The sequence below is a fragment of the Streptomyces sp. NPDC101151 genome, from assembly GCF_044768335.1.
Lineage (GTDB): Bacteria > Actinomycetota > Actinomycetes > Streptomycetales > Streptomycetaceae > Streptomyces.
On sequence record NZ_JBIWPP010000018.1, the window covers coordinates 89,792 to 113,335 of the forward strand.

A 23,544-nucleotide genomic window follows, 5' to 3' on the forward strand; every position below is an offset into this window, starting at 1 on the left:
GGTGAAGGCGGCGGCGACGGTGGCGGTGACGGCGGTGGTGGCGAGAGTGGTGGTGGCGGTTCGGAGAACGGCCGGCGTCCCGGTGGCGGTGGCGGTGGCGGCGGTGAAGGCGGCGGCGACGGTGGCGGTGACGGCGGTGGTGGCGAGAGTGGTGGTGGCGGTTCGGAGAACGGCCGGCGTCCCGGTGGCGGTGGCGGCGGTGAAGGCGGCGGCGACGGTGGCGGTGACGGCGGCAGCTCGGAGAACGGCCGGCGCCCCGGTGGCGGTGGCGGTGGCGGTGGCGGTGTAGGGGGTGGTGACGGCGGCGGTGAGAGTGGTGGTGGCGGTTCGGAGAACGGCCGGCGTCCCAGCGGTGGCGGCGGCGGTGGTGAAGGCGGCGGCGGAGGAGGCACTTTCGGTCGCGCCGCGACGACCGTGCGCGGCGGCATCGACCTGCCCGGCACCGGCGACGTCGCCACCCACCTGTCGCCCTCCGCACCCGACGCGGACGGCGGCTTCAACGGCGGTACGTTCCTCAGCGGTTCCGGCGGAGGCTGAGCCACCGCATGCTCTGCCACCTCTGCCGCGTCCACGTGCGGCGCGACTTTCCCTACTGCCTGCACTGCGGCACCCCGCGCCGGGGTGCCGCACCGACCTCGTACGCCGCGCCCCGGCTGCGCGGCCTCGACGACCCGGCGCTCCTCGTCGCGCTGACCGGCCCGGTCACCACGCTGGGCCGGGGCGAGGACAACGACGTCGTCCTGCCTGACGGCAGCGTCTCGCGCCGCCACGCCCGCATCGTCCGCACCGCCGAGGGCTTCCGGATCGAGGACCTGGACTCCTTCAACGGCACCGCGGCCGCCGGCGTCGACCTGCACGGCGGCGCGGCCCAGCTGGCCGACGGCACCGAGCTGTCCGTGGGCGACGTACGCCTGGTGTTCGAGCAGCCCCGCGACACCCGGATCGGGTCCCGCACGATGGTGGTCGGCACCCAGCTGACCCACCTGCCCTCCGCCGGACAGGAGGAGGCCCCGGAGGCGGGCGGCCCGCTCACCGCGCGCCCCCGCCGCCGCTCCGGCTGGGCCCTCAAGCAGATCCCCACGGAACGCGGTGCACCGCGCTGGGTGCTCAGCAACACCCGCACCGGCCGCTATCTGGAATTGGACGAGCGCCAGGTCTTCCTCTGGCACGCCGTCGACGGCGAGAACACCGTACGGGACCTGCTCTTCGCGTACGCCGACCGTTACGGCGAACTCGCCCTGCCCCGCATCGAGTCCGCGCTGTCCGCGTTCGCGGCCGCGGGGCTGTTGCGCGGCGTGCCGGGCGAGCCCGAGCAGGAGCAGCCGCGGGGCTGGCGCCGGGCGGTGCGTGCGGTGTACCGGGCGCTGCTGAAGCTGGAGCTGTCCGTCCCCGGCCTCGACCGGCTGGTGACCAGGCTCTACCAGGCCTTCGGCTGGCGGCTGTTCACCCGGACCGGGGTGCTCCTCGCCTGGCTTTCGGTCGTCGGCGGTCTCGTCGCGTTCCTCACCGCCCAGCGCCGTCACCACCTGCTGGACTTCGACGGTGCGGGCGTGTGGGGCCCGGTCCTGCTGGCTGCCGGATACGTGACCGCGCTGCTCGTCCACGAGCTGACGCACGCGCTGGCCGTGAAGTCGTACGGCCGCAAGGTCCGGCGCGGCGGGTTCCTGCTGATGATGGGCATGCCGTTCGCGTTCGTGGACACCAGCGACATGTGGTTCGGCTCGCGCTGGTCACGGGTCGTGGTGGCCCTGTCCGGGCCGCTGTCCACGGCGGCGCTGGCCGGCTGGTGCGCCACGGGCGCGGCCCTGCTGCCCGGCGGACCCGCTTCCGCGGTCCTCTACCACCTGGCCTTCGGCCTCTACCTGAACACGCTCTACAACTTCAACCCGCTGATGCCGCTGGACGGCTACCAGGCGCTGACCGACGTCCTGCGCGTGCCCCGGCTGCGCGAGGAAGCGAGCGCCTACTTCCGCACGGGCCTGTGGCGCGACCTGCGCGGGGGCCGACGGCCAGGCCCCCGCCAGGCGGGCATGGCCGCCTACGGCCTCGCGGTCGTCGTGGGCACCTACGGCTTCCTCGCCCTCGCCCTGCTGGCCTGGCGCTCCCGGATCGGCGACCTGCTCGCGGGCCGGCTGGCCGAGCCGTGGACCACGGTGATCGAAGCGGCCGTCGTCGCCCTGGTCGCGTTCCCGGTGTGGGCCGCGCCCGTGCGCTGGCTGCTGCGCCGGCTCAGGCGCCGCCGGGACGTGACGGACGTACTACCGCAGGACGCCGGGTTCACCGCACCCGCGGAGGGGGCGGCATGACCCAGGAGGCGCACACCGAGGGCGGCTGGACCGTCCCCGGCTACCAGAGCGTCCGCACGCTCGGCGAGGGGGCCGGCGGCCGGGTCGTCCTCGCCCGGCACACCGCGACCGGCGGGCCCGTCGCGATCAAGTACCTGAGCGAACTCCTGCGCACGGACCGGGAGTTCCTGGCCCGGTTCCGGGCCGAGGCCCGGCTGCTCGGCGAGCTGCGGCACCCGTGCGTGGTGCGGCTGTACGAGTACGTCGAGGCACGCGCCGGCGCCGCGATCGTGATGGAGGCGGTGGACGGCGTCAGCCTGCGCCACCTGCTGCGCCGGCACGGGGCGACCGGCCCCGAGGCGGCGCTCGTCCTGCTCAAGGGCTCCCTGCTGGGGCTGGGCGCGGCCCACACGGCCGGGGTGGTGCACCGCGACTACAAGCCGGAGAACGTCCTGGTCCGCGCCGACGGCACCAGCGCACTCGCCGACTTCGGCATCGCGGTGCGCAGCGGCCGGGAGACCGAGGCCGCGGGCACACCCGCCTACATGGCGCCCGAGCAGTGGAACAGCGAGCCGGCCGGCCCGGCCGCCGACGTCTACGCGGCCTCCGTGGTGTTCTACGAGTGCCTGACCGGACGGCGGCCCTTCCCCGGCGACGACGTGAGCGCACTGCGCCTCCAGCACCTGCGCGCACCGGCCCCGCTGGACGGCGTACCCGGGCCGGTGCGCGGACTGCTGCGCGCGGGCCTGGCGAAGGACCCGGCGGACCGGCCCGGCGTCGAGGCGTTCCTCGCCGACCTGGAACGGGCCGCCACCGAGGGCTACGGCGCCCGCTGGGAGGAGCGCGGCCGCAGCCGGCTGGCCGAACTCGCCGCACTGCTCGCCCTGTTGTTCCCCTTCACCGCGACGGCGACGCTCGACGGCTCGGCCGCCGCGCTGACCCTGCTGGGCCGGCTCAAGCGCGGGGGATGGAAGGCGGCGACCGGCGGCGTGGCCGCGCTGGTGGTCGTCGCGGGCGGAGCGACGTACACGACGGGCCGCCCGCACGACACGGCGACGACGGCGGCGACGTCGACCCCGTCACCGGTCGGCCCATCCAAGGCGCCGGCCACCTCACCCTCCCCGTCCGCCACGCCGAGCACCGCCCCGCCCACGACCGACGCGTCCCCCTCCACCACCCCCTCGTCCTCGTCCTCGTCCTCGTCCTCGCCGTCCACGGAGGCGACGGCATCGGCCGGGACACCGACCGCCACCGTGCCCCCCGACCCGGCCGGCCCCGGCACGGTCACGATCACCATCGGCTCCTGGCAGCGCGGGCAGAGACCGGGCACGCTCGTCGCGGCGGTGACGGTCGTGACGACGGGTACCGGTCCGGTGACCGTCACCGCGAACTACTACGTCGACACGCCGGCCGACCCGTACGGCTCCCAAACCCAGCCCCTGTCCGGGAGCACGCGGTACGACCTGACCTTCGAGGCCGACTTCTCCAACCATCCCTGCCGGGGGACCTGGGACGTCACGCTCGGCAGCGACCCGGCGGCCGCGAACGGCCCCCAGACGGCCTCCTTGGACGCACCGCCGTGCTGAACACCGGCCGACCAGAACGGATCGACATGACGACAGCCACCACAGTGGCCGGCCGGCCCCTGTCCGGCTGGTCACGGGACACCCGCCTCGGCACCTGGCACGCCCTGCTGCCCGACCGCTCCGGCGATCCGGTGCTCGGTGCGTTGCGCATCGACCCGGCCCTGCTCGGCCTTTCGGGCACGCGCGAGCGCCTGGCGGCCGTGGTGCTCGCCACGGCACAGCTCCGGCTGCCCGGACTGGCCGGCACGGTCGACCTCGTGGCCGAGGGCGGTGAGGTGTGGCTGCTCACGGACCGGCCGCCGGCCCCCGTGCTCGCCGACGTCCTGTCCGCCGACGGCCCCCGCCCGGACGCGGGCGGCGCGGCGAGCATCCTCAACGAGACCGCACAGACCCTGCTGGCCCTGCACAGGGCAGGCCTGGCCCACGGCTCCCTCGGCCCGGACACGGTGGTCCTCACCACGGACGGCGTCGCCCTGCTCGCCGAGGCGGCGCTGAGCACGGTGCTGGGCGACTCGCCGCACGCCCCCCGTCGGGCCGGGGACACGGACGCTGCGGCGGTACCGCCGCCGGGCGCTGCGCAGCAGGTTTCGGGTGCTGCGCATGACGTTTCGGGCGCTGGGCCGCACGCCGACCGCCGGTCGGCCGACATCACCGCCTGGGCCGCCCTGGCCCGCGCCCTGGGCGCCGCCTGGACGCCGGCCGGAGCTCCCGCGGCTGACCTGTTCGCCCGCTGTGCCACCACCGCCGAGTCCGAGGGGCTGGCGGCGGCCCGAGCCGCGCTGGTGGCCGGGCGCGCGGCGCTCCCGGCGGACTTCCTGCGCCGTACGGCACTGCGCGCGGCGGCTGCCGCGTCGACGCCGGAGTTCACCGCACCGCCGCCGTCACCGGCGCACTCCGCCGCTGCGCCCTCCGATCACCCTGCCCGAGCCAGGGAGGACGGACACCCGGCAACGACCACCGGAGTCGTCACACCGTTCACCACGCCGGATCCGGCCCCCGACCGGGCCGCCCTCCCGACGGCCCCTGCCGATTCCGGGAGCCCGGCCCCGCGAGCCCTCGCACCGCACCCCCCAGCCGCCGCCGACCAGCCCACCACGATCGGTCGTGCCCGCTCCAGCGCCGTCTCGGACACCCGGGCCACCGTGCTCGGCAAGCGCCACCGCGCCGACACGCCCCCGGTACCCGCCAGTGAAGAGTCCGACGAGGTCCTGCTCCGGTTCGGCCCCGGGGTTCCCTTCGACGAACAGGACGTTCTGCGCGCCCGGTGGCACATCGAAGCAGCGGCACCCGCAGCGCGGCGACCGCGCCGAAGACGCCGGGGCCGGCTCGTCACCACCGCCGTCCTGGCCATCGCCGCAGTCCTGCTCTGGCTGCTGCTGCGGCCGGACTCCGCCCCGGCGGTCGTAGCCGTCCGGGTCCAGGCCCCCGCAGGGCCGTTGCACTGCGGTCAGACGGCCGACCTGGTCGGAGTCGTCACCACCGACGGCCAGGGCGGACCCGTCACGTACCGGTGGCTGCGCGGGGACGGCCAGGAGCCGGACGAGCTGGTCCGTACCGCCCGTCGTGGTGAGCGCCGGCTGCGGGTGCACCTGCGCTGGACGGTCCGCGGTCCCGGGCGCTTCCGGGGGACCGCCCGGCTGCGGATCGCTCACCAGCGGGCCCCGATGGAGGCGAAGGCGAGCTTCACCTACGTCTGCCCCTGAGCATCACCGGATCCCTGGCCACCGCCAGGTACGTGTCGGATTCTCGCCAGCGGACGCCTCCCGTGATGGTCGATGCTGGACGCATGCAGACAGGGACGCACTTCGACCGGGAGCACTGCGTGCGCGCCGTGCAGTCCAAGGACGCGCGGTTCGACGGATGGTTCTTCACGGCCGTCCTGACCACCCGCATCTATTGCCGGCCCAGCTGCCCGGTCGTCCCGCCCAAGGCGGAGAACATGACCTTCTACCCGAGCGCCGCCGCCTGCCAGCAGGCCGGGTTCCGGGCCTGCAAGCGCTGCCGCCCGGACACCAGCCCCGGCTCCCCGGAGTGGAACCGGCGCGCCGACCTGGTGGCCCGCGCCATGCGGCTGATCGCCGACGGTGTCGTGGACCGCGAAGGGGTACCCGGGCTCGCCGCCCGGCTCGGCTACAGCACCCGGCAGGTGGAACGGCAGCTGCTCGCCGAGCTGGGCGCCGGACCCCTGGCGCTGGCCCGCGCCCAGCGCGCCCAGACCGCAAGGCTGCTCGTGGAGACGACCCCGCTGCCCATGGCGGAGATCGCCTTCGCCGCCGGCTTCTCCTCCATCCGCACTTTCAACGACACCGTCCGCGAGGTCTTCGCGCTGTCCCCGAGCGAGCTGCGCGCCAGGCTGCCGAAGAACAGCGCCACCGCCGCGGGCACCCCGGGGACCCTCGCACTGCGGCTGCCGTTCCGCGCCCCGCTCAACCCCGACAACCTCTTCGGTCACCTGGCCGCCACGGCCGTACCGGGCGTGGAGGAGTGGCGCGACGGCGCCTACCGGCGCACGCTCCGGCTGCCGTACGGACACGGGATCGTCGCGCTGGCCCCCAGACCCGACCACATCGCCTGCCGCCTCACCCTGAGCGACCTGCGCGATCTGACCGTGGCCATCAGCCGCTGCCGGCGCATGCTCGACCTGGACGCCGACCCGGTCGCCGTCGACGACCGGCTGCGCACGGACCCTCTGCTCGCACCGCTGGTGGACCGGGCGCCGGGCCGCCGGGTGCCGCGCACGGTCGACGAGGCCGAGTTCGCCGTCCGGGCCGTGCTCGGCCAGCAGGTCTCCACGGCCGCCGCCCGCACCCACGCGGCCCGCCTGGTCACCGGCCACGGCAAGCCCCTGGACGACCCCGAGGGCGGACTCACCCATCTGTTCCCCTCTCCCGAGGCGCTGGCCGCCGTGGACCCCGAGACCCTGGCCATGCCCCGCACCCGGCGCAGCACCTTCACCACACTCGTCCGTCAACTCGCCGACGGCACCCTCCACCTGGGGGTGGAATCCGATTGGGCCGAGGCTCGTGCGCGGCTGCTCGACCTGCCCGGCTTCGGGCCCTGGACGGTCGACGTCATCGCCATGCGCGCCCTCGGCGACCCCGACGCCTTCCTCGCCACCGACCTCGGGATCCGCCGTGCCGCGGGTGAGCTGGGCCTGCCCGCAACCCCGGCCGCGCTCACCGCCCGCGCCGAGGCCTGGCGGCCCTGGCGGGCCTACGCGGTGCAGTACCTGTGGGCGACCGACAGCCACCCGATCAACTTCCTGCCCGTGTAAGGATCTTCGACATGAAGCAGCACACCGTCATCGACAGCCCCTACGGCCCCCTGACCCTCGTCGCCGACGACGGCATCCTGTGCGGCCTCTACATGACGGACCAGCGCCACCGCCCGCCGGAGGAGTCCTTCGGCACGCTCGACGACACCCCTTTCTCCGGGGTAGAGGAACAGCTGTCGGCCTACTTCGCGGGCGAGTTGAAGGAGTTCACCCTCGAACTCCGGCTGAACGGCACCCCGTTCCAGCGCAGCGTCTGGGACCAGCTCACCCGCATCCCGTACGGCGAGACCCGCTCCTACGGCGAACTCGCGGACGCCCTGGGCAACCCCAAGGCGTCCCGCGCGGTCGGACTGGCCAACGGGAAGAACCCGGTCGGCATCATCGTGCCCTGCCACCGGGTCATCGGAGCGGCCGGCGACCTCACCGGATACGGCGGCGGCCTGGACCGCAAGCGCCGACTGCTGGACTTCGAGCGGGGGACGGCTCTGTTCTGAACGGCGGCGGCCCTGGTCCGGGCACCGTACTCAGCTAGGCCTCGCGACCAGCCGGTCCAGCAGCGCGGGCAGTGCGGTCCCGATCGGCTCCCGCACGATCTCCTGTGCGAGTTCGTCGTACGGGGTCGGCTCGGCGTTGACGATGATCAGGCGCGCGCCGTGGTCGGCGGCGAGCCCCGCGAGGCCGGCGGCCGGCTGCACCTGGAGGCTGGTGCCGACGGCGATGAACACCTGGCAGGCCTTGGTGACGGCCATGGCCTCGCCGAGCACCATGGGGTCGAGCCGTTCGCCGAACATCACGGTGGCGGACTTGAGGATGCCGCCGCACTCCAGACACGGCGGATCGACCTCGCCGGCCTCGACCCGGGCGATCGCGTCCTCCATCGGGCCCCGCGCGCGGCACTGCGTACACACGACGCTGCGGGCGCTGCCGTGCAGTTCCAGCACCTTGCGGGCGGGCATCCCGGCGAGCTGGTGCAGCCCGTCCACGTTCTGCGTGATGACCCGTACGGGTACTCCTGATCGCTCCAGACCGGCCACGGCGAGGTGCGCGGTGTTCGGCTCGGCCCCGAGCGTGCTGCTCTTGCGCCGCATCTGCCACGAGCGTCGCCGGATCTCCGGGTCGCCCATGTAGTACTCGTACGTCACGAGCTTCTCCGCCTCGGGATCCCGCCGCCACAGCCCGTTCGGACCGCGATAGTCCGGGATACCGGAATCGGTGGAGACACCTGCGCCGCTGAGAATGGCTACGAGAGGCCTGTCCATGGGCCCGAGAGTAGGCCGCCCGTCCGCTCGGGGCGAGCGAGGCACAGAAGTCGTGAACGGCGAGTTGCGGGCGGTGTCCGAGCCGTTGCCGACCGAGGCGCACTGCCGGGCGCGGCAGCCGGGGCGCCATCGGCATCCGGACCGGCCGGTGTTCCAGGCATCCCGCTCGTGCCGCACACCGGGTCGCGCACTCCTGCGAACCGATGTCTCTCGGCCAAGCCGACCGCCACCGCTCGGCCGGCCCGGACCCGGCGCACCCCCGCGACCCGGCACGGCGAGGACCAGGCGGACGCAGCCGCGGTCGTCGTCGGGGTGACCGGGGCGGGGAATCGGTGTGGCGCGATCTTTGCGGGCGGTGGAGTGGACCAATTTCGGGCCGGCCCTCCGGATGCTAGCGTCCGGCCATGGCCAAGGTGACTGTCTCGCTCGACGCCCAACTCGTAGTGGAGGTAATGGCGTTGGCGGACGTGGGCAATCCGCAGGACGCGGTGGAACTCGTCGTCCGGGACTACGTCGAGCGCGGGCACCGGACCGAGGCGCGCACCGCCGCGCGCGAGGAGGCCTTGCGTGCGGTGGACGTGAAGCCCCGGGACCCGGAGGGCTGAGCGCTGCTCCGGGCACGTTCGCGGGGTTGTGCTGCCAGTACCACCGGAGCGGGCGGGTTCGACGCGGAGCCGCCCTACTGGCGGGTCTGCATGCCGAGGTCGGCGAGGCGGGCGAGGACGGGGAGGGCCGCGGAGATGGTCTGCCGCTCCTCGGACGTCAACAGGCTGATCAGGGGCTGCAGATGGCGGGCCCGGTCCTGGTGCCGGGCCTGGCCGACTTTGAGGCCCGCCTCCGTGATGTGGACAAGGACGGCACGGCCGTCGGTCGGGTCGGGGCGGCGTTCCACGAGCCCGTCCCGTTCGAGCCGGGTCACCAGCTGGGTTACCCCGGGCTGGCTCATCTGTTCCGTCCTGACGAGGTCCGTCAGCCGCGTCGGACCGCTGAAGGCCAGCGTGTCCAGCACCGACAGCGTCGTGAACGACAGCTTCTGTACGGAGGCGAGCCGGATGTAGAAGCGGTTGAAGTTCTCGATCGCCCTGGTGAGATCACCGACGTCCAAGTCGGTTCTGTGGCTGATGTTCTGAGGAGAGGTCACCCTGGAAATGTATCGCATGCTTATATAAGGTCGTGATGCATCACGTCCCCGCCCCGCGGTGATGTGTGGTCCGGCATCGCACCTCGGCGCAACGGCGCGTCAACCACCCAGTAGCGCAAGGTGAGGGACATATCAATGACTGTGCGCATCGGTATCAACGGTTTCGGGCGTATCGGCCGCAACGTCTTCCGCGCGATGGCCGCGCGGGGCTCGGAGTTGGAGATCGTCGCCGTCAACGACCTCGGTGACGTCGGCACCATGGCCCATCTGCTGGCCTACGACTCGATCCTGGGCCGATTCCCCGAGGAGATCGCCGCCGAGCCGGGTGCGATCCGCGTCGGCAGCCGGACGGTCAAGGTGCTCGCCGAGCGCGACCCGGGTGCCCTGCCCTGGGGTGATCTCGGCGTGGACATCGTGATCGAGTCCACCGGTATCTTCACCGACGCCGCCCGGGCCCGCGCGCATGTCGAGGGCGGTGCGAAGAAGGTCATCATCGCGGCCCCGGCCAGCGGCGAGGACATCACGGTCGTACTCGGTGTCAACGACGACGCCTACGACCCCGAGCGCCACACCATCATCTCCAACGCCTCCTGCACCACCAACTGTCTCGCGGTGCTGGCCAAGGTGCTGCACGAGAGCGTGGGCATCGAGGCGGGGATGATGACCACCGTTCACGCCTACACCCAGGACCAGAACCTCCAGGACGCCCCCCACAAGGACCTGCGCAGGGCGCGTGCCGCCGGCCTGAACATCGTGCCGACCTCCAGCGGGGCCGCCAAGGCCATCGGCCTGGTGCTGCCGGAACTGGCCGGCCGGCTGGACGCCTTCGCCCTGCGGGTGCCCGTGCCCACCGGTTCCGTCACCGACCTGACGGTGACCCCGAGCCGGCGTACCTCCGTCGAGGAGGTGAAGGAGGCGTACGCGGCGGCCGCGGCCGGTGCCTACAAGGGCCTGCTCTCCTACACCGAGGCGCCCATCGTCAGCACCGACATCGTGGGCGACCCCGCCTCCTGCGTCTTCGACGCCGAACTGACCCGCGTGACCGACGGGCAGGTCAAGGTCGTCGGCTGGTACGACAACGAGTGGGGTTACTCGAACCGACTCATCGACCTCGCCCTGCTGGTCGGCGCCGGTCTCTGACGCGCCGTCCGGCCCGACTCCTCTTCGATCACTTCCTAGTTCGTCGGCCGCCCGCCTCCGGGCGGCGGCCGCCGCCCCGACGCGTCGGCGTCCCGGCACACCGTGCGCGGGGACGCCCCCACCGGCGCCCTCACGGCCGTCGGCCTTCCCGCGTGCCGGGCGGGACACGTCACACGCCTCTTCGGACCATGTCACAAGGACGGGAACCCATGACGTACGTGACCGGGGAATACACGGACTGCACACCGCTGCTCGACGACCGGGAGGCGCTCGACGCCTTCTTCGAGGAGCACGGCTATCTGTATCTGCGCGGCGTCCTCGACCGCGACCTCGTCCGCACCACCGCGGAGCAGATGCTGGCGGGGCTGGTCGCGCTGGGCGCGGCGGACCCGAAGGCCACGCTGGACGGCGTCACCATCGACTCCTTCGAGGAGGTCGACGAGGTGGCGATGCACGAGTACGTCAAGTACGACGAGTTCTGGAACGACCCCTCGACCCTCAAGGTCTTCGAGCAGGTCCTCGGCGAACCCGTCTTCGTCTTCCGTTCCACCACCATCCGCTACTACCCGTCGGCCGCGGACGTCGAGCAGCCGTCGTTCGCCCACCTGACGCCGTTCCACCAGGACGGCTTCTACATAGGCCCCAACAAGGACTTCCGCCCCGTGTGGATACCGCTCGTCGCGACCACCAAGGAGTCCGGCGGGGTCGCGCTCGTGGACGGCAGCCACCGGCGCGGTCCGCGCGAGCACGTCGTCCACGAGTCCTTCCGCAGGTTCGGCCACCCGGTGCGCGGCATATCCGCCGAGCTGATGGGTGCGGACGAGCCCCTGCTGCACTCCGGCATGGAGCCGGGCGACGTCCTGTTCATGCACGCCTACACCTGCCACAAGTCGGTCCCGAACCTGTCGTCCCCGGCCGTCATGCGGATGTCGATGGACACCCGCGTGCAGCCGGCCGCGTCGGAGCGCGGCTTCAACGCGCTCACACCGTGGACGGAATCGGCGAAGGACCCCTCCAAGGGAATCATGTCGAAGATCACCGGAACCCCCAGCTCGGTTGAATAGATGACTCATCGCGAAGCTCCCCCCACCGGCGCTCCCGGGACCCAGGACCCGTCACCCCCGCAGCAAGTCCACAGGACGGCGGGCTTGTCCCCGATCGGTCTGGTCGTGGTGCTCACCGGGTTCGCCCTGTCCATCGTCGACTTCTTCATCGTCAACGTGGCGCTGACCACGATCGGCCACGACCTGAACGGCAGCGAGACCGCACTGGAGCTGGTCGTGTCCGGCTACGGCATCGCCTATGCGCTCGGGCTCGTGCTCGGCGGGCGCCTGGGCGACACCTACGGCAGACGCCGGCTCTTCGTGTGGGGCCTGATCGCCTTCACGCTCAGCTCCGCGCTGTGCGGTGTGTCCCCGGGCGTCGGCTTCCTCATCGCGGCCCGGCTCCTGCAGGGCCTGTCCGCGGCCATGCTCGTGCCGCAGGTCCTCGCGACGATCCAGGCGGCCACCGAGGGCCAGGCACGTGCGCGCGCCATCAGCCTGTACGGCGCGACCGCGGGACTCGCGGCGGTGGCCGGGCAGATCCTGGGCGGCCTGCTGGTCTGGCTGGACATCGCCGGGGTCGGCTGGCGGTCGGTGTTCCTCATCAATGTGCCGGTCGGAGCGGCCGCGCTGCTGGCCGTGCGGCACATGCCGGACACCAGGGCCGAGCGCAGGCCGGGCTTCGACCTGATCGGCACCGTGCTGTTCGGGGTCGCCCTGGTCTGCGTGCTGATGGTGATCGTCGAGGGGCAGGCGCTGGGCTGGCCGCTGTGGCTGTGGGCGCTGCCCGTGGTCGCGGCAGCCGCCGTGGTGGCGCTGGTCCGGGTCGAGCGGCGGCTGGAGGCCGAGGGCGGTTCGCCGCTGTTGCCTCCATCGGTCCTCTCGCAGCTCGGGATGCGCCGGGGGTTGCTCGCGATGGTTCCGTTCTCGATCGGGTTCGGAAGTTTCATGTTCGTCTACGCCCTGGTCGCCCAGGACGACTTCGGTCTGGGCGGGCTGGGCTCGGGGGCCCTGCTGTCCCCGTTCGCCTCCGCCTTCTTCGTGGTGGCGCTCTTCACCCCGAAGATCGCGGCGGCCATCGGCCGGCGCATCGTGACCCTCGGCGCCGCCGTCCAGGGAGCCGGTCTGCTCCTCATGGCGCTGCTGATCGGGGTCACCTGGCCGGACGTTCCGGTCGTGCTGGTGCTGGCCGTGCTGGCGTTCACCGGTGTCGGGCAGGCCCTGATCGGGCCGACCCTGTTCCGGATGATCCTTGCCGACGTCCCGCCGGGCCAGGCCGGTATGGGCAGCGGTGTGCTGGTCACCAGCCAGCAGACGGCCACCGCCCTGGGCGCGACCGTGGGCGGCACGATCTACCTCGCCCTCGGTGACTCGATGGGGCACGCCTCGGCGGCGGTGATCGTCCTCGCCCTGCTGGCGCTCTTCTCGGTGACCATCTTCGCCATCAGCCTGAAACTGCCCGACCCCGCCTGAACCACCGGTGGCGTCCGCCCGGCCCGGAAACGGGCGGACGTCACCGGGCCCCAGCGCACATGCCCGCCCCGCACGTCCCCTCCGGGCCGCAAGGATGCGGCCCGTGCCCTGCCCGCCCCAGGATGCGAGGAACGGACACTCCCGTGCACCTACACCCCAGGACGGCCGTGGTCACCGGCGCGGCGAGCGGTATCGGTCTCGCCCTCACCGACCGGTTCACCCGGTCCGGCGTCAAGGTGATCATGGCGGACATCCAGGGCGACGCCCTGCACCGCCGGGCCCGTGAGCTCGCCGAACGCGGTGCCGACGTCCACGCCGAGACCGTGGACCTCACCGACCCGGACGCGGTGGCGGCCCTGGCCGAGACGGCGTACGCCACGCTCGGCGAGATCGACGTGGTCTGCAACAACGCCGGAGTGGTCGGCCCTGTGGGGATGCCCCTGTGGTCCGTGCCGCTGGAGCGGATGCGCGAGGTCTTCGAGGTGAACCACTGGGCGCACATCCATGTCGCCCGCGCCTTCGTGCCGCGGCTGCTGGAGTGCGGGCGGCCCGCGCACCTGGTGCACACCGCCTCGATGTCGGCGTTCGCCGTGGGCAGCGGCAGCGCGGCCTACGCCGCCTCCAAGCACGCGGACCTGGCCGTGGCCCGCAGTCTGCGGGCCGACCTCGCCGGGACCCCCGTACGGGTCTCGGTGCTCTGTCCCGGCCGGGTCGACACACCGATGGTCCAGGGACTCGCCGCGCCGCGCGACGCGACCGGCGACACGACGGTCGCGGCCGGTCTGGTGGCCGAGACCGTGTGGGACGCACTGGGCTCCGACCGCTTCTACCTGTTCACGAACGCCGACGCGCCCACCCGGCTGCGTGACCAGTTCGACGACGTACAGCGCCACTTGATCTCGCCCGTCCACCCGACGCAGGAGACGTTGTGGAACGCTCTGGAACAGACGCCCTAGCCGGCGAACCGTCCGGCCCCGTCGACATCGAGACGGTGCGGGCCAAGTACCGCGAGGAGCGCGACAAGCGCCTGCTGGCGGCCGAGGGCCGGATCTACCGGTTCGCGCGCGGGGAGTTGTCCCGCTACGCGGCCGACCCCCACACCGAAGCGATCGAGCGGGACCCGGTCACCGACGAGGTCGACGTCGCCGTCGTCGGTGCCGGCATCGGGGGCCTGCTGATGGGCGCACGGCTGCGCGAGAGCTGCGGTTTCGAGCGGATCCGCCTGATCGACGCGGCCGGTGACGTCGGCGGGACCTGGTACTGGAACCGGTTCCCCGGGCTCAGATGCGACATCGAGAGCTACATCTATCTGCCGCTGCTCGAAGAACTGGGCACGGTGCCCACCGAGAAGTACGCGACCGGTGCCGAGATCCTCGCCCACTGCCGGGCCCTCGCCCGCCACTACGGCCTCTACCGCGACGCGCTCCTGCACACCTCGGTCACCGAGCTGCGCTGGGACGAGGACTCCGCGCACTGGCTGGTGCGCACGGACCGCGGCGACCGCTTCCGGGCCCGGTACGTGTGCATGGCGATCGGCTCCCTGCACCGGCCCAAACTGCCCGCCGTCGAGGGCATCGAGACCTTCCGCGGGCACTCCTTCCACGCAGCCCGCTGGGACTACGGGTACACCGGCGGCGGAGTCCCGGGCAGCCTCGCGGCGCTGCGGGACAAGCGGGTCGGGATCGTGGGGACGGGCGCGACGGCCGTCCAGGTGATCCCGCACCTGGCCGAGGCGGCCGAGCACCTGTACGTCTTCCAGCGCACCCCGCCCTCGGTGGGCGTACGGGCCAACCGGCCGACCGACCCGGACTGGGCGAAGGCGCTCGAACCGGGCTGGCAGCAGCGGCGCATGGACAACTTCCATGCCCTGACCTCGGGAGTCCCGCAGGAGGAGGACCTCGTCGCGGACGGCTGGACGGAGATCACGGCCAGACTCGCGGCCATCCTCCCGAAGTCCGCGGAGGCGAACCCCGAGGACGCGGCCGGTGCCGTCGAACGCGCCGACTTTCTCAAGATGGAGGAGCTGCGGGCCCGGGTCGACACCGTCGTCCGCGATCCCGCCACGGCGGCCGCGCTGAAGCCGTACTACCGGCTGTTCTGCAAGCGGCCCTGCTTCCACGACGACTACCTGGGGACCTTCAACCGTCCCGACGTCACCCTGGTGGACACCGGGGGTCGTGGCATCGAGCGGCTCACCGAGCACGCGGTGGTGGCGGGCGGCCGTGAGTACCCGGTGGACTGCCTGGTGTTCGCCTCGGGATACGAGTCCGAGTACGCCGTGCCGTACACCGCCCGGGCCGGCTACGAGGTCGTGGGGAGGGACGGGCTGCGGCTGTCCGACAAGTGGGCGGACGGAGCGCGAACGTTCCACGGCGTGATGGTGAATCGTTTCCCTAATTGCTTCGTCCTGTCCAAGGTCCAGTCGGGCCTGCATGTCAACGTCCCGTACATGCTGGGCGAGCAGAGCAGACACGTCGCCCACATCCTCAAGGCCGTCCAGGACCGGGGCAGGCACGTCGTGGAGGCGTCCGCCACCGGCGAGAAGGAATGGGTCGAGGAGATCCTCCGGCTCGCCAACCGCAACCTCGACTACGCCGAGTCCTGCACCCCTGGCCTGTTCAACAACGAGGGCCGCCCGAGCGAACTGCACGTCCTCAACGGCAGCTACGGCGGCGGCTCGGTGGAGTTCGTGAACGTCCTGCGCACCTGGCGCGAGGCCGGTGACCTCGCCCATCTCGAACTGAGCGACTGACCCACCCGTCCACGCAGCACCCACGCAGCAACCACGAAGGGGGACGCAAGGCCATGGACGTCTCGCCGATACCAGGATCCTCCGTCGGAGCCGTCGTGCACGGCGCCGACATCACCCCGGACCTCGACGACACCGCCGTCGAACGGATCTGGGCCGCACTCGACCGGCACTTGGTGCTGGTCTTCCGCGGCCACCAGGACCCCTCGAACGACGAACTGCTCGGCTTCGGGCGCCGCTTCGGTCACATCCCCAAGACAGGGCTCACCACCGGCGCCAGTCCTGACCACAACGAGATCCTGATCATCTCCAACATCGTGGAGAACGGACAGAAGATCGGCGTCGGCGACGCCGGCTGGATGGACTGGCACACCGACTACTCCTTCCGCCCCCGCGTCTCCCGGATCGGCTTCCTCGCCGCGGTGGAACTGCCCGTCTCGGGCGGCGGACAGACCCTGTTCACCGACATGTACGCCGTCTACGACTCCCTGCCCGGGGAACTGCGGCAGCGGCTGCACGCCTACCGGGCCCGGCACGCCCTGCGCTCCGGCTACGAGGAGACCATCGAGGAGAGTTACCAGGGCGAGGTCTCCATCGCGAGCCGCGGCGGCGACCCTCTTCCCGCCGCCACGATCCTGCCCGAGGACGGCACCTCGACCGTCCACCCGCTGATCGCCCGCAACCCGCGCACCGGCCGCCACGCGGTCTACGTCAACTCGCTCAACACCAAGCGCGTCCTCGAACTGGACCCCACCGCCAGCAAGGAACTGCTGCAGGACCTGTGCGGCCACGCCGGCGCGCCCGGGCTGACCTACGCCCACACCTGGCAGCCCGGCGACATCGTCATGTGGGACCAGCTCGGCACCGTCCACGCGAAGACGCCCTTCGACCCGGCGGACCGGCGCATCCTGCGCAAGGTGGTGGCCATCTTCGACGATCCGGTGGAGCCCTGGCGAGCGGAGGCCGCGGCGTGAGCGTCACCCCCGCGAGTCTGCACCGCAGCCGGGACGCCACCACGCCCGCGCTGCGCACCGCCCTGGACCTCCTCGACCGCAGGACCCGTCACCAGGCTGCCTACCACCTCGGCTGGATCACCGCAGCCGGCGCGCCGACCGCGGCCGACGGCGGCAAGGCCGTACGCCCCGCGCTGGCCCTGCTGTCGGCGGAGGCGGTCGGCGCGCGACCCGAGACCGCGCTGCCCGGAGCCGTCGCCGTCGAGCTGGTGCACAACTTCTCCCTGCTGCACGACGACCTGATGGACGGCGACGAGCAGCGCCGCCACCGCCGTACCGTCTGGTCGCTGTGGGGCGCCTCCAGCGCGATCCTCACCGGCGACGCGCTGCTGGCCCTCGCCCAGGAGGTGCTGCTCGACTGCGGGCTGCCCACCGCGGCGCCCGCGGCCGCACTCCTCGCCCGCACCACCCGCCGCCTGATCCACGGTCAGGTCCAGGACATGGCCTTCGAACAGCGCCAGCACGTCACGGTCGAGGAGTGCCTGGAGATGGCGGGCGGCAAGACCGCCGCACTGCTCTCGGCGAGCGCCGCGATCGGTGCGCTGCTGGCCGGGGCACCGCAGCCCGCCGTGGACGCCCTGGCGCTCTACGGCGAGCAGGTCGGACTCGCCTTCCAGCTCACCGACGACGTCCTCGGCATCTGGGGCGACCCGGCCGCCACCGGCAAGTCGGTCCACTCCGACCTCGGCTCCCGCAAGAAGTCCCTCCCGGTCGCCTACGCGCTCAACCAGGGCGGCACGCTCAGCGTCGAGCTGGCCGCGTGGCTGGCCGCGCCCGGCGACCCCGACCCGGCGGAGCTGCGCCGCGCGGCCGACCTGATCGAGGCCGCCGGCGGCCGCGACTGGGCCCGGGCCGAGGCGGTCCACCGGATGGCACTGGGCGAGGCCGCACTGCGAGGCGCCGGTCTGGACACCGGCGCGCGTGAGGAACTGCTCGCGGTCGGCAGGTTCATCGTCCATCGCGAGGTGTGATCGGCCGGCGCGAGGAACGAACGAGGAAGCCTCGCGCCGCACGGCATCGGAGCAAACAAGAGTGACACCACCCCCTGTCCCAGCGGCGGCGGTGCCACCCGGCAAGACCCGGCTCCCCGGGCAGCGTCGCCCCGGAGCCGTTTGCGGCCGTGGGCAGCGTGGCCCACGGCCTTCCCCCCTGCTCGTGCCGTCGGGCAGCACCGCCCGGTCGTCCCCCCGAGGGACATGACCCGCCGCCCCACGGCACCACCGTTTTCCCCCACCACGGAGACCACCATGCCGCAGGACGTCGACTTCCGAATACCGCTGCCCGGCCGGCAGAGCCCCGACCACCGGCGCGCGGAGGCCCACCAGTTGAAATGGCCGCGCTCCCAGGGCCTGATCACCACCGAGGCCGCCGCCCAGCGCCATCTGCGCGGCGCCTACGCCGACCTGGCCTCCCGCTTCTACCCGCACACCACCGGCGCCGACCTCGACCTCGGCGTCGACCTGATGTCGTGGTTCTTCCTCTTCGACGACCTCTTCGACGGACCGCGCGGCGAGGACCCGGAGGAGGCCCGCCGCCTCACGGACGCGGTGGCGGCCGCCCTCGACGGACCGCTCCCGCAGACCGCACCGCCCATCGCGCACGGCTTCGCCGACATCTGGCGCCGCTCCTGCGAGGGCATGTCACCCGCCTGGTGCGCACGCAGCGCACGGCACTGGCGCAACTACTTCACCGGATACGTCGACGAGGCCGTCAGCCGCTTCCACGACACCCCGTACGACTCCGCCGCCCAGTACCTGGCCGTGCGCCGGCAGACCATCGGCGTCCAGCCCACCGTGGACATGGCCGAGAGCACCGGGCACTTCGAGGTGCCCCAGCGCGTCTTCGACAGCGCCGTGCTCTCCGCGATGCTGCAGATCGCCATCGACGTCAACCTGATGTTCAACGACATCGCGTCGCTGGAGAAGGAGGAGGCCCGGGGCGAGCAGAACAACCTGGTCTTCATCCTGCAGCGGGAACACGGCTGGCCGAAGGGCCGCAGCATCGCCCACCTGCAGGACGAGGTGCACGCCCGCCTCTCCCAGTTCCTCCTCCTGGAGACCTGCCTGCCCAAGGTGTGCGACATCTACGACCTCGACGCCGGCGAGCGAGAGGCCGTCGAGCGGTACCGCACCGACGCCGTGCGCACCGTGATCCGCGGCTCCCACGACTGGCACCGCTCCTCCGGCCGCTACGACGCCGAGTTCGCGGTCGCCGCCGGCCTCCAGGGCTACCTCGAAGAACTCGGCGGCAGCCGCCGCTAGTCCCCCACCCACCACCCACCCGATGTGAGGTTGCGATGCCCCAGCAGACCTACAGCTCCGGGACGGCCCCCGGAGCGGTCCCCGTCGTCGGCCACGCCCTGCAGATGATGCGCCGGCCCGTGCGGTTCATGTCGTCGCTGTCCGCCCACGGCGACCTGGTGAAGATCAAGATCGGTCCGACCTCCGCCTACGTGCCCTGCCACCCGAGCCTGCTGCGCGACGTCCTGACCAACGACCGCACCTACGACAAGGGCGGCATCTTCTACGACCGGGCCCGTGACATCGCCGGAAACGGGCTGGTCACCTGCCCGTTCAAGGACCACCGCCGACAGCGCCGGCTGATGCAGTCGGCCTTCCAGCGCTCCCAGCTCAAGCGCTACGCCACCGCCATGCACGCCGAGATCGAGGCCACCTCCGAGCGCTGGCACGACGGCATGGTCGTCGACGCCTTCCAGGAGCTGTACGGCATGGCCCTGCGCACGGTCGCCCGCACCCTGTACTCCACCCCCGTCAGCAAGGAACTCACCGACGGCGTGGAACGCGCCTTCGACACGGTGCTCAACGGGCTGTTCCGGCAGATGTTCCTGCCCCGCTTCCTGCGCCGGCTGCCCACCCCGGCCAACCGCCGCTACCGGCGCAACCTGGACTACCTGCACGCGACCACCCAGCAGCTCATCGACGACTACCGCAGGGACGACGCCGAACACGACGACCTCCTCTCCGCCCTGCTCGCCTCCCGCGACGAGGACGGCAGCCGACTGGACGACACCGAGATCCACGACCAGGTCATCACCGTGATGGCGGCCGGCACCGAGACCGTCGCCGGCACCCTCACCTGGATCTTCCACCTGCTCTCCCAGCACCCCGCCGTCGAGGCCGCGCTCCACGAGGAGATCGACACCGTCCTCGGCGGCCGGGAACCGCAGTGGGACGACCTGCCGAACCTCTCGCTGACCGACCGCATCATCAGCGAGACCCTCCGGCTGCACCCGCCGGCCTGGCTGTTCACCCGGCTCACCGCCGACGACACCGAACTGGCCGGACAGCACCTGCCCAAGGGGACCACCATCGTCTTCAGCCCCGCAGCGGTGGCGCTGAACGAGGAGGCCTACCCCGACGAGCGGCGCTTCGACCCCGACCGCTGGCTGCCCGACCGGGTCACCCCGCTCGCCCGCCAGGCGTTCATGCCGTTCGGCACCGGCGCCCGCAAGTGCATCGGCGACCTGTACGCCCGTACCGAGGCCACGCTCGGGCTCGCCACCATCCTGAGCAAGTGGCGGATCACCTGCGAGCCCGACGCCGACGTCCGGCCCGTCCCGCTGGCCACCGTCTACCACCCCCGCCGGCTGCGGCTGCGGATCAACAGCCGCACCGACCGCCCCACCGCGGCGGCCGTCCCCTCGGCCGGGTTCGGCGGGGGTGATGCCGCGTGAGCGGGGCCGGGACGGTCGAACTGGCCCAGCCCCGCGGCTTCTGCGCGGGCGTACGGCGGGCCATAGGCATCGTGGAGCGGGCCCTGGACCTGCACGGCGCACCGGTCTACGTGCGCAAGGAGATCGTGCACAACCACCACATCGTCTCCGAACTGGAAAAACGCGGAGCCGTCTTCGTGGACGGCGAGGAGGAGGTCCCGCACGGCGCCGTGTGCGTCTTCTCCGCCCACGGCGTCTCCCCGGCGGTGCGGGCCGGCGCCGACCAAAGGCAGCTGGAGGTCATCGACGCCACCTGCCCGCTGGTGGCCAAGGTGCACCAGGAGGCGCTGCGTTTCGCCCGCGACGGCCGCACCATCCTGCTGGTCGGGCACGCCGGCCACGAGGAGGTCGACGGTGTCCTCGGCGAGGCGCCCGAGCGCACGGTCGTGGTCGAGACGGTGGAGGACGTGGCCCGGCTCGACCTGCCGGACGACACCCCGGTCGCCTTCCTCACCCAGACCACCCTGTCCTTCGACGAGACCGCGAAGGTGGTCCAGGCGCTCCGCGTACGGTTCGGCAACCTCGTCGCCCCCGGCGGCGACGACATCTGCTACGCGAGCCAGAACCGGCAGAACGCCGTCAAGGACCTGGCACGCCGTCACGACCTGGTCCTCGTCGTGGGGTCCGGCAACTCAAGCAACTCGCTGCGCATGGTCGAGGTGGCGCGCGAACACGGCTGCCGGGCCCACCTCGTGCCCGACCGGGACCACTTCCAGGAGGCCTGGCTGGACGGTGCGTCGAGCATCGGCGTCAGCGCCGGCGCCAGCGCACCCGAGGTCCTCGTCCGCGGGCTCCTCGACCGGCTGTCCGAACTCGGTTACGGCGACGTGGAGTTGCAGCAGGCGATGCCCGAGGACGTGGTCTTCTCCATGCCGGCCCGGCTGGCCGACCCGGTCACCGGCCGGATTCCGCGCACACCGCTCGCGGACGAGGCACAGGTGCGATGAACGCAGCAGAGGAGATACGCGTGACGACGGAGACACGCGCGGCGGAGACCGGCACCGGGAAGAGTGTCGTCGAGGAGATACGGGGGCCCGAGGACCTGCGGGCCATGTCCGCGCAGCAGGTCCACCGGCTCGTACCGGAGATCCGGCGGCTGCTGGTGGACACCGTCACCCGCACCGGCGGTCACCTCGGCCCCAACCTCGGGGTCGTCGAGCTGTCCATCGCCCTGCACCGCGTCTTCGAGTCACCCCGTGACCGCATCCTGTGGGACACCGGCCACCAGTCCTACGTCCACAAGATCCTCACCGGCCGCGCCGGCGCACTCGGCTCGCTCAGGCAGCGCGGCGGACTGTCCGGATACCCCTGCAGGGCCGAGTCCCCGCACGACGTCATCGAGAACTCGCACGCCTCCACCGTGCTGTCCTGGGCGGCCGGCGTGGCCCACGCGTACGGCGTGCGCAAGAACACCGAGGACACCGGCCGGGCCGTGGTGGCCGTACTCGGCGACGGGGCGCTCACCGGGGGCATGGCCTGGGAGGCGCTGAACAATCTCGCGAGCGCGCCCGGCCACCCGGTGATCGTCGTGCTCAACGACAACACCCGCTCCTACGGGCCCACCGTCGGCGGCATCGCCGAACACCTGGCCGCGCTGCGCGACGAGACCACCCCGGAGTGCATGTTCGAGACCCTGGGCCTCGGCTATCTGGGGCCCGTGGACGGACACGACATCACGGCCGTGGAGGCGGCCCTGCGCCGGGCACGCGACCTCGGCCGGTCCGCCGTCGTGCACTGCGTCACCGAGAAGGGCCGCGGCCACGCCCCGGCCGAACAGGACGAGGCGGACCGGCAGCACGCCGTACGCCCCCGGCGCTCCGGTAGGCCGGGCGGTGACGGCTCGCCCTCCTGGACCGCCGTCTTCGGCCGTGAGCTGGCCGAACTCGGCGCACGGCGACCGGACCTGGTGGCCGTCACCGCGGCCATGCTCCACCCGACCGGCCTGACCGAGTTCGCCGCCCGGCACCCGGAACGCACCCTCGACGTGGGTATCGCCGAACAGCACGCGGTGACCGCCGCGGCCGGCCTGGCCCTCGGCGGAATGCACCCGGTGGTGGCGATCTACGCCACCTTCCTCAACCGCGCCTTCGACCAGCTGCTCATGGACGCGGCCCTGCACCGCGCCCCCGTGACGCTGGTCCTGGACCGGGCGGGCGTCACCGGGGACGACGGCCCCTCGCACAACGGCATGTGGGACCTGTCGCTGCTGAACATCGTCCCCGGACTGCGGACGGCGGTGCCACGCGACGCCGGCACCCTGCGCCGTGCGCTGCGCGAGGCCGTAGCCGTGCACGACGGGCCCACCGCCCTGCGCTTCCCCAAGGGCACCACGGGCCAGGACATTCCCGCCGTCGACACCGTCGGCGGGGTCGACGTGCTCCGTCGGGGGGAGCGCGCGGACCTGCTCCTGATCTCCGTGGGGGCCATGGCCGGCACCTGCCTGGAGACCGCCGCGCTGCTCGCCCTGGAGGGCGTCGGTGTCACCGTCGTCGACCCGCGCTGGATCAAGCCGGTGCCGCAGGCCCTGGTGGAACTGAGCCTCGGACATCGCCTGGTCGCCACGGTCGAGGACAACGGTCGGGCCGGCGGAGCCGGAGCCGCGGTGGCCCAGGCGCTGGGCGATGCGGGCGCGCCCGCTCCCGTCCGCACCTTCGGTCTGCCCCAGCGGTTCCTCGCCCACGGCTCCCGGTCCGAGATCCTCGAGTCCGCCGGACTCACCGCGCCGCGCATCGCCGACGAACTCGCGGCGGCCCTCACCTACAGCCGCGCGGGCCTGACCCGCGCCCAACTCGCCGTACCGCACCAGGCAGTTCCCCACACAGCCGCACCTCCACACTGAGGAGAAACG

Annotated in this window: 20 protein-coding genes; 17 read left to right on the plus strand and 3 right to left on the minus strand. The window is 72.6% G+C overall.

Annotation, left to right across the window (positions count from 1 at the left end; all coding sequences use genetic code 11):
* Positions 1–462, minus strand: a 462-nt coding sequence (locus ACIRU3_RS28800) for a hypothetical protein (protein ID WP_404062008.1), incomplete at its 3' end; no start/stop codon positions are given.
* Between the two features lie 83 nt (positions 463–545).
* Here ACIRU3_RS28800 and ACIRU3_RS28805 point away from each other — a divergent pair.
* The 5 genes from ACIRU3_RS28805 to ACIRU3_RS28825 all read left to right on the plus strand — a co-directional run bounded on the left by ACIRU3_RS28805 (position 546) and on the right by ACIRU3_RS28825 (position 7,639).
* Positions 546–2,306 carry an FHA domain-containing protein gene (locus ACIRU3_RS28805; protein WP_404062010.1) on the plus strand — a complete coding sequence of 587 codons (1,761 nt, stop codon included), beginning with the start codon at positions 546–548 and terminating at the stop codon, positions 2,304–2,306.
* The gene (locus ACIRU3_RS28810) at positions 2,303–3,871 is read left to right on the plus strand and encodes a serine/threonine-protein kinase (RefSeq protein ID WP_404062013.1); all 1,569 of its coding nucleotides are present in this window, start codon (positions 2,303–2,305) and stop codon (positions 3,869–3,871) included. Before ACIRU3_RS28805 ends, ACIRU3_RS28810 begins: the two co-directional genes overlap by 4 nt.
* 26 nt (positions 3,872–3,897) lie before the next feature.
* Positions 3,898–5,574 (plus strand): hypothetical protein, encoded by a 1,677-nt coding sequence (locus tag ACIRU3_RS28815; protein WP_404062015.1) that lies wholly within the window; start codon positions 3,898–3,900, stop codon positions 5,572–5,574.
* A gap of 83 nt (positions 5,575–5,657) precedes the next feature.
* On the plus strand, positions 5,658–7,145 hold the full coding sequence (locus tag ACIRU3_RS28820; RefSeq protein ID WP_404062018.1) for an AlkA N-terminal domain-containing protein: 1,488 nt from the start codon (positions 5,658–5,660) through the stop codon (positions 7,143–7,145).
* An 11-nt stretch (positions 7,146–7,156) separates the two neighbouring features.
* Positions 7,157–7,639, plus strand: coding sequence for a methylated-DNA--[protein]-cysteine S-methyltransferase (locus tag ACIRU3_RS28825; RefSeq protein WP_404062021.1), 483 nt, complete (start codon positions 7,157–7,159; stop codon positions 7,637–7,639).
* Between the two features lie 30 nt (positions 7,640–7,669).
* Here ACIRU3_RS28825 and ACIRU3_RS28830 read toward each other — a convergent pair whose 3' ends face one another.
* Positions 7,670–8,404: an SIR2 family NAD-dependent protein deacylase gene (locus ACIRU3_RS28830; RefSeq protein WP_404062024.1), complete on the minus strand. Its 735-nt coding sequence runs from the start codon at positions 8,402–8,404 to the stop codon at positions 7,670–7,672.
* Positions 8,405–8,808: 404 nt separating this feature from the next.
* Between ACIRU3_RS28830 and ACIRU3_RS28835 the strand changes: the two genes are divergently transcribed.
* Positions 8,809–9,009 (plus strand): DUF2191 domain-containing protein, encoded by a 201-nt coding sequence (locus ACIRU3_RS28835; protein WP_404062027.1) that lies wholly within the window; start codon positions 8,809–8,811, stop codon positions 9,007–9,009.
* 74 nt (positions 9,010–9,083) lie between these two features.
* Here the strand turns inward: ACIRU3_RS28835 and ACIRU3_RS28840 are convergent, their stop codons facing one another.
* Positions 9,084–9,545 (minus strand): MarR family winged helix-turn-helix transcriptional regulator, encoded by a 462-nt coding sequence (locus tag ACIRU3_RS28840; RefSeq protein ID WP_404062030.1) that lies wholly within the window; start codon positions 9,543–9,545, stop codon positions 9,084–9,086.
* Between the two features lie 135 nt (positions 9,546–9,680).
* Between ACIRU3_RS28840 and gap the strand changes: the two genes are divergently transcribed.
* The 11 genes from gap (at position 9,681) to ACIRU3_RS28895 (ending at position 23,535) form a co-directional block, all read left to right on the plus strand.
* A complete protein-coding gene (gene gap / locus ACIRU3_RS28845) occupies positions 9,681–10,685 on the plus strand; it encodes a type I glyceraldehyde-3-phosphate dehydrogenase (RefSeq protein WP_404062032.1) in 1,005 nt (334 codons plus the stop codon).
* A 209-nt stretch (positions 10,686–10,894) separates the two neighbouring features.
* Positions 10,895–11,749, plus strand: coding sequence for a 1-deoxypentalenic acid 11-beta-hydroxylase (ptlH, locus tag ACIRU3_RS28850; RefSeq protein ID WP_404062035.1), 855 nt, complete (start codon positions 10,895–10,897; stop codon positions 11,747–11,749).
* Positions 11,750–11,833: 84 nt separating this feature from the next.
* Positions 11,834–13,201, plus strand: coding sequence for an MFS transporter (locus tag ACIRU3_RS28855; protein WP_404062038.1), 1,368 nt, complete (start codon positions 11,834–11,836; stop codon positions 13,199–13,201).
* 143 nt (positions 13,202–13,344) lie between these two features.
* Complete coding sequence (ptlF, locus tag ACIRU3_RS28860; protein WP_404062041.1) at positions 13,345–14,157, plus strand: 1-deoxy-11-beta-hydroxypentalenate dehydrogenase; 813 nt, start codon at positions 13,345–13,347, stop codon at positions 14,155–14,157.
* Positions 14,130–15,953: a neopentalenolactone/pentalenolactone D synthase gene (gene ptlE / locus ACIRU3_RS28865; protein ID WP_404062044.1), complete on the plus strand. Its 1,824-nt coding sequence runs from the start codon at positions 14,130–14,132 to the stop codon at positions 15,951–15,953. Before ptlF ends, ptlE begins: the two co-directional genes overlap by 28 nt.
* Before the next feature lie 53 nt (positions 15,954–16,006).
* Positions 16,007–16,924, plus strand: a complete 918-nt coding sequence (ptlD, locus tag ACIRU3_RS28870) for a neopentalenolactone/pentalenolactone F synthase (protein ID WP_404062046.1) — start codon at positions 16,007–16,009, stop codon at positions 16,922–16,924.
* Positions 16,921–17,934: a polyprenyl synthetase family protein gene (locus ACIRU3_RS28875; RefSeq protein ID WP_404062048.1), complete on the plus strand. Its 1,014-nt coding sequence runs from the start codon at positions 16,921–16,923 to the stop codon at positions 17,932–17,934. The genes ptlD and ACIRU3_RS28875 overlap by 4 nt, the downstream gene beginning before the upstream one ends.
* Positions 17,935–18,210: 276 nt before the next feature.
* A complete protein-coding gene (gene ptlA / locus ACIRU3_RS28880; RefSeq protein WP_404062051.1) occupies positions 18,211–19,224 on the plus strand; it encodes a pentalenene synthase in 1,014 nt (337 codons plus the stop codon).
* Between the two features lie 35 nt (positions 19,225–19,259).
* On the plus strand, positions 19,260–20,657 hold the full coding sequence (gene ptlI / locus ACIRU3_RS28885) for a pentalenene oxygenase (RefSeq protein WP_404062054.1): 1,398 nt from the start codon (positions 19,260–19,262) through the stop codon (positions 20,655–20,657).
* Complete coding sequence (locus ACIRU3_RS28890; protein ID WP_404062056.1) at positions 20,654–21,643, plus strand: 4-hydroxy-3-methylbut-2-enyl diphosphate reductase; 990 nt, start codon at positions 20,654–20,656, stop codon at positions 21,641–21,643. The genes ptlI and ACIRU3_RS28890 overlap by 4 nt, the downstream gene beginning before the upstream one ends.
* 104 nt (positions 21,644–21,747) lie before the next feature.
* On the plus strand, positions 21,748–23,535 hold the full coding sequence (locus ACIRU3_RS28895; RefSeq protein WP_404062255.1) for a 1-deoxy-D-xylulose-5-phosphate synthase: 1,788 nt from the start codon (positions 21,748–21,750) through the stop codon (positions 23,533–23,535).
* Positions 23,536–23,544: the final 9 nt, after the last annotated feature.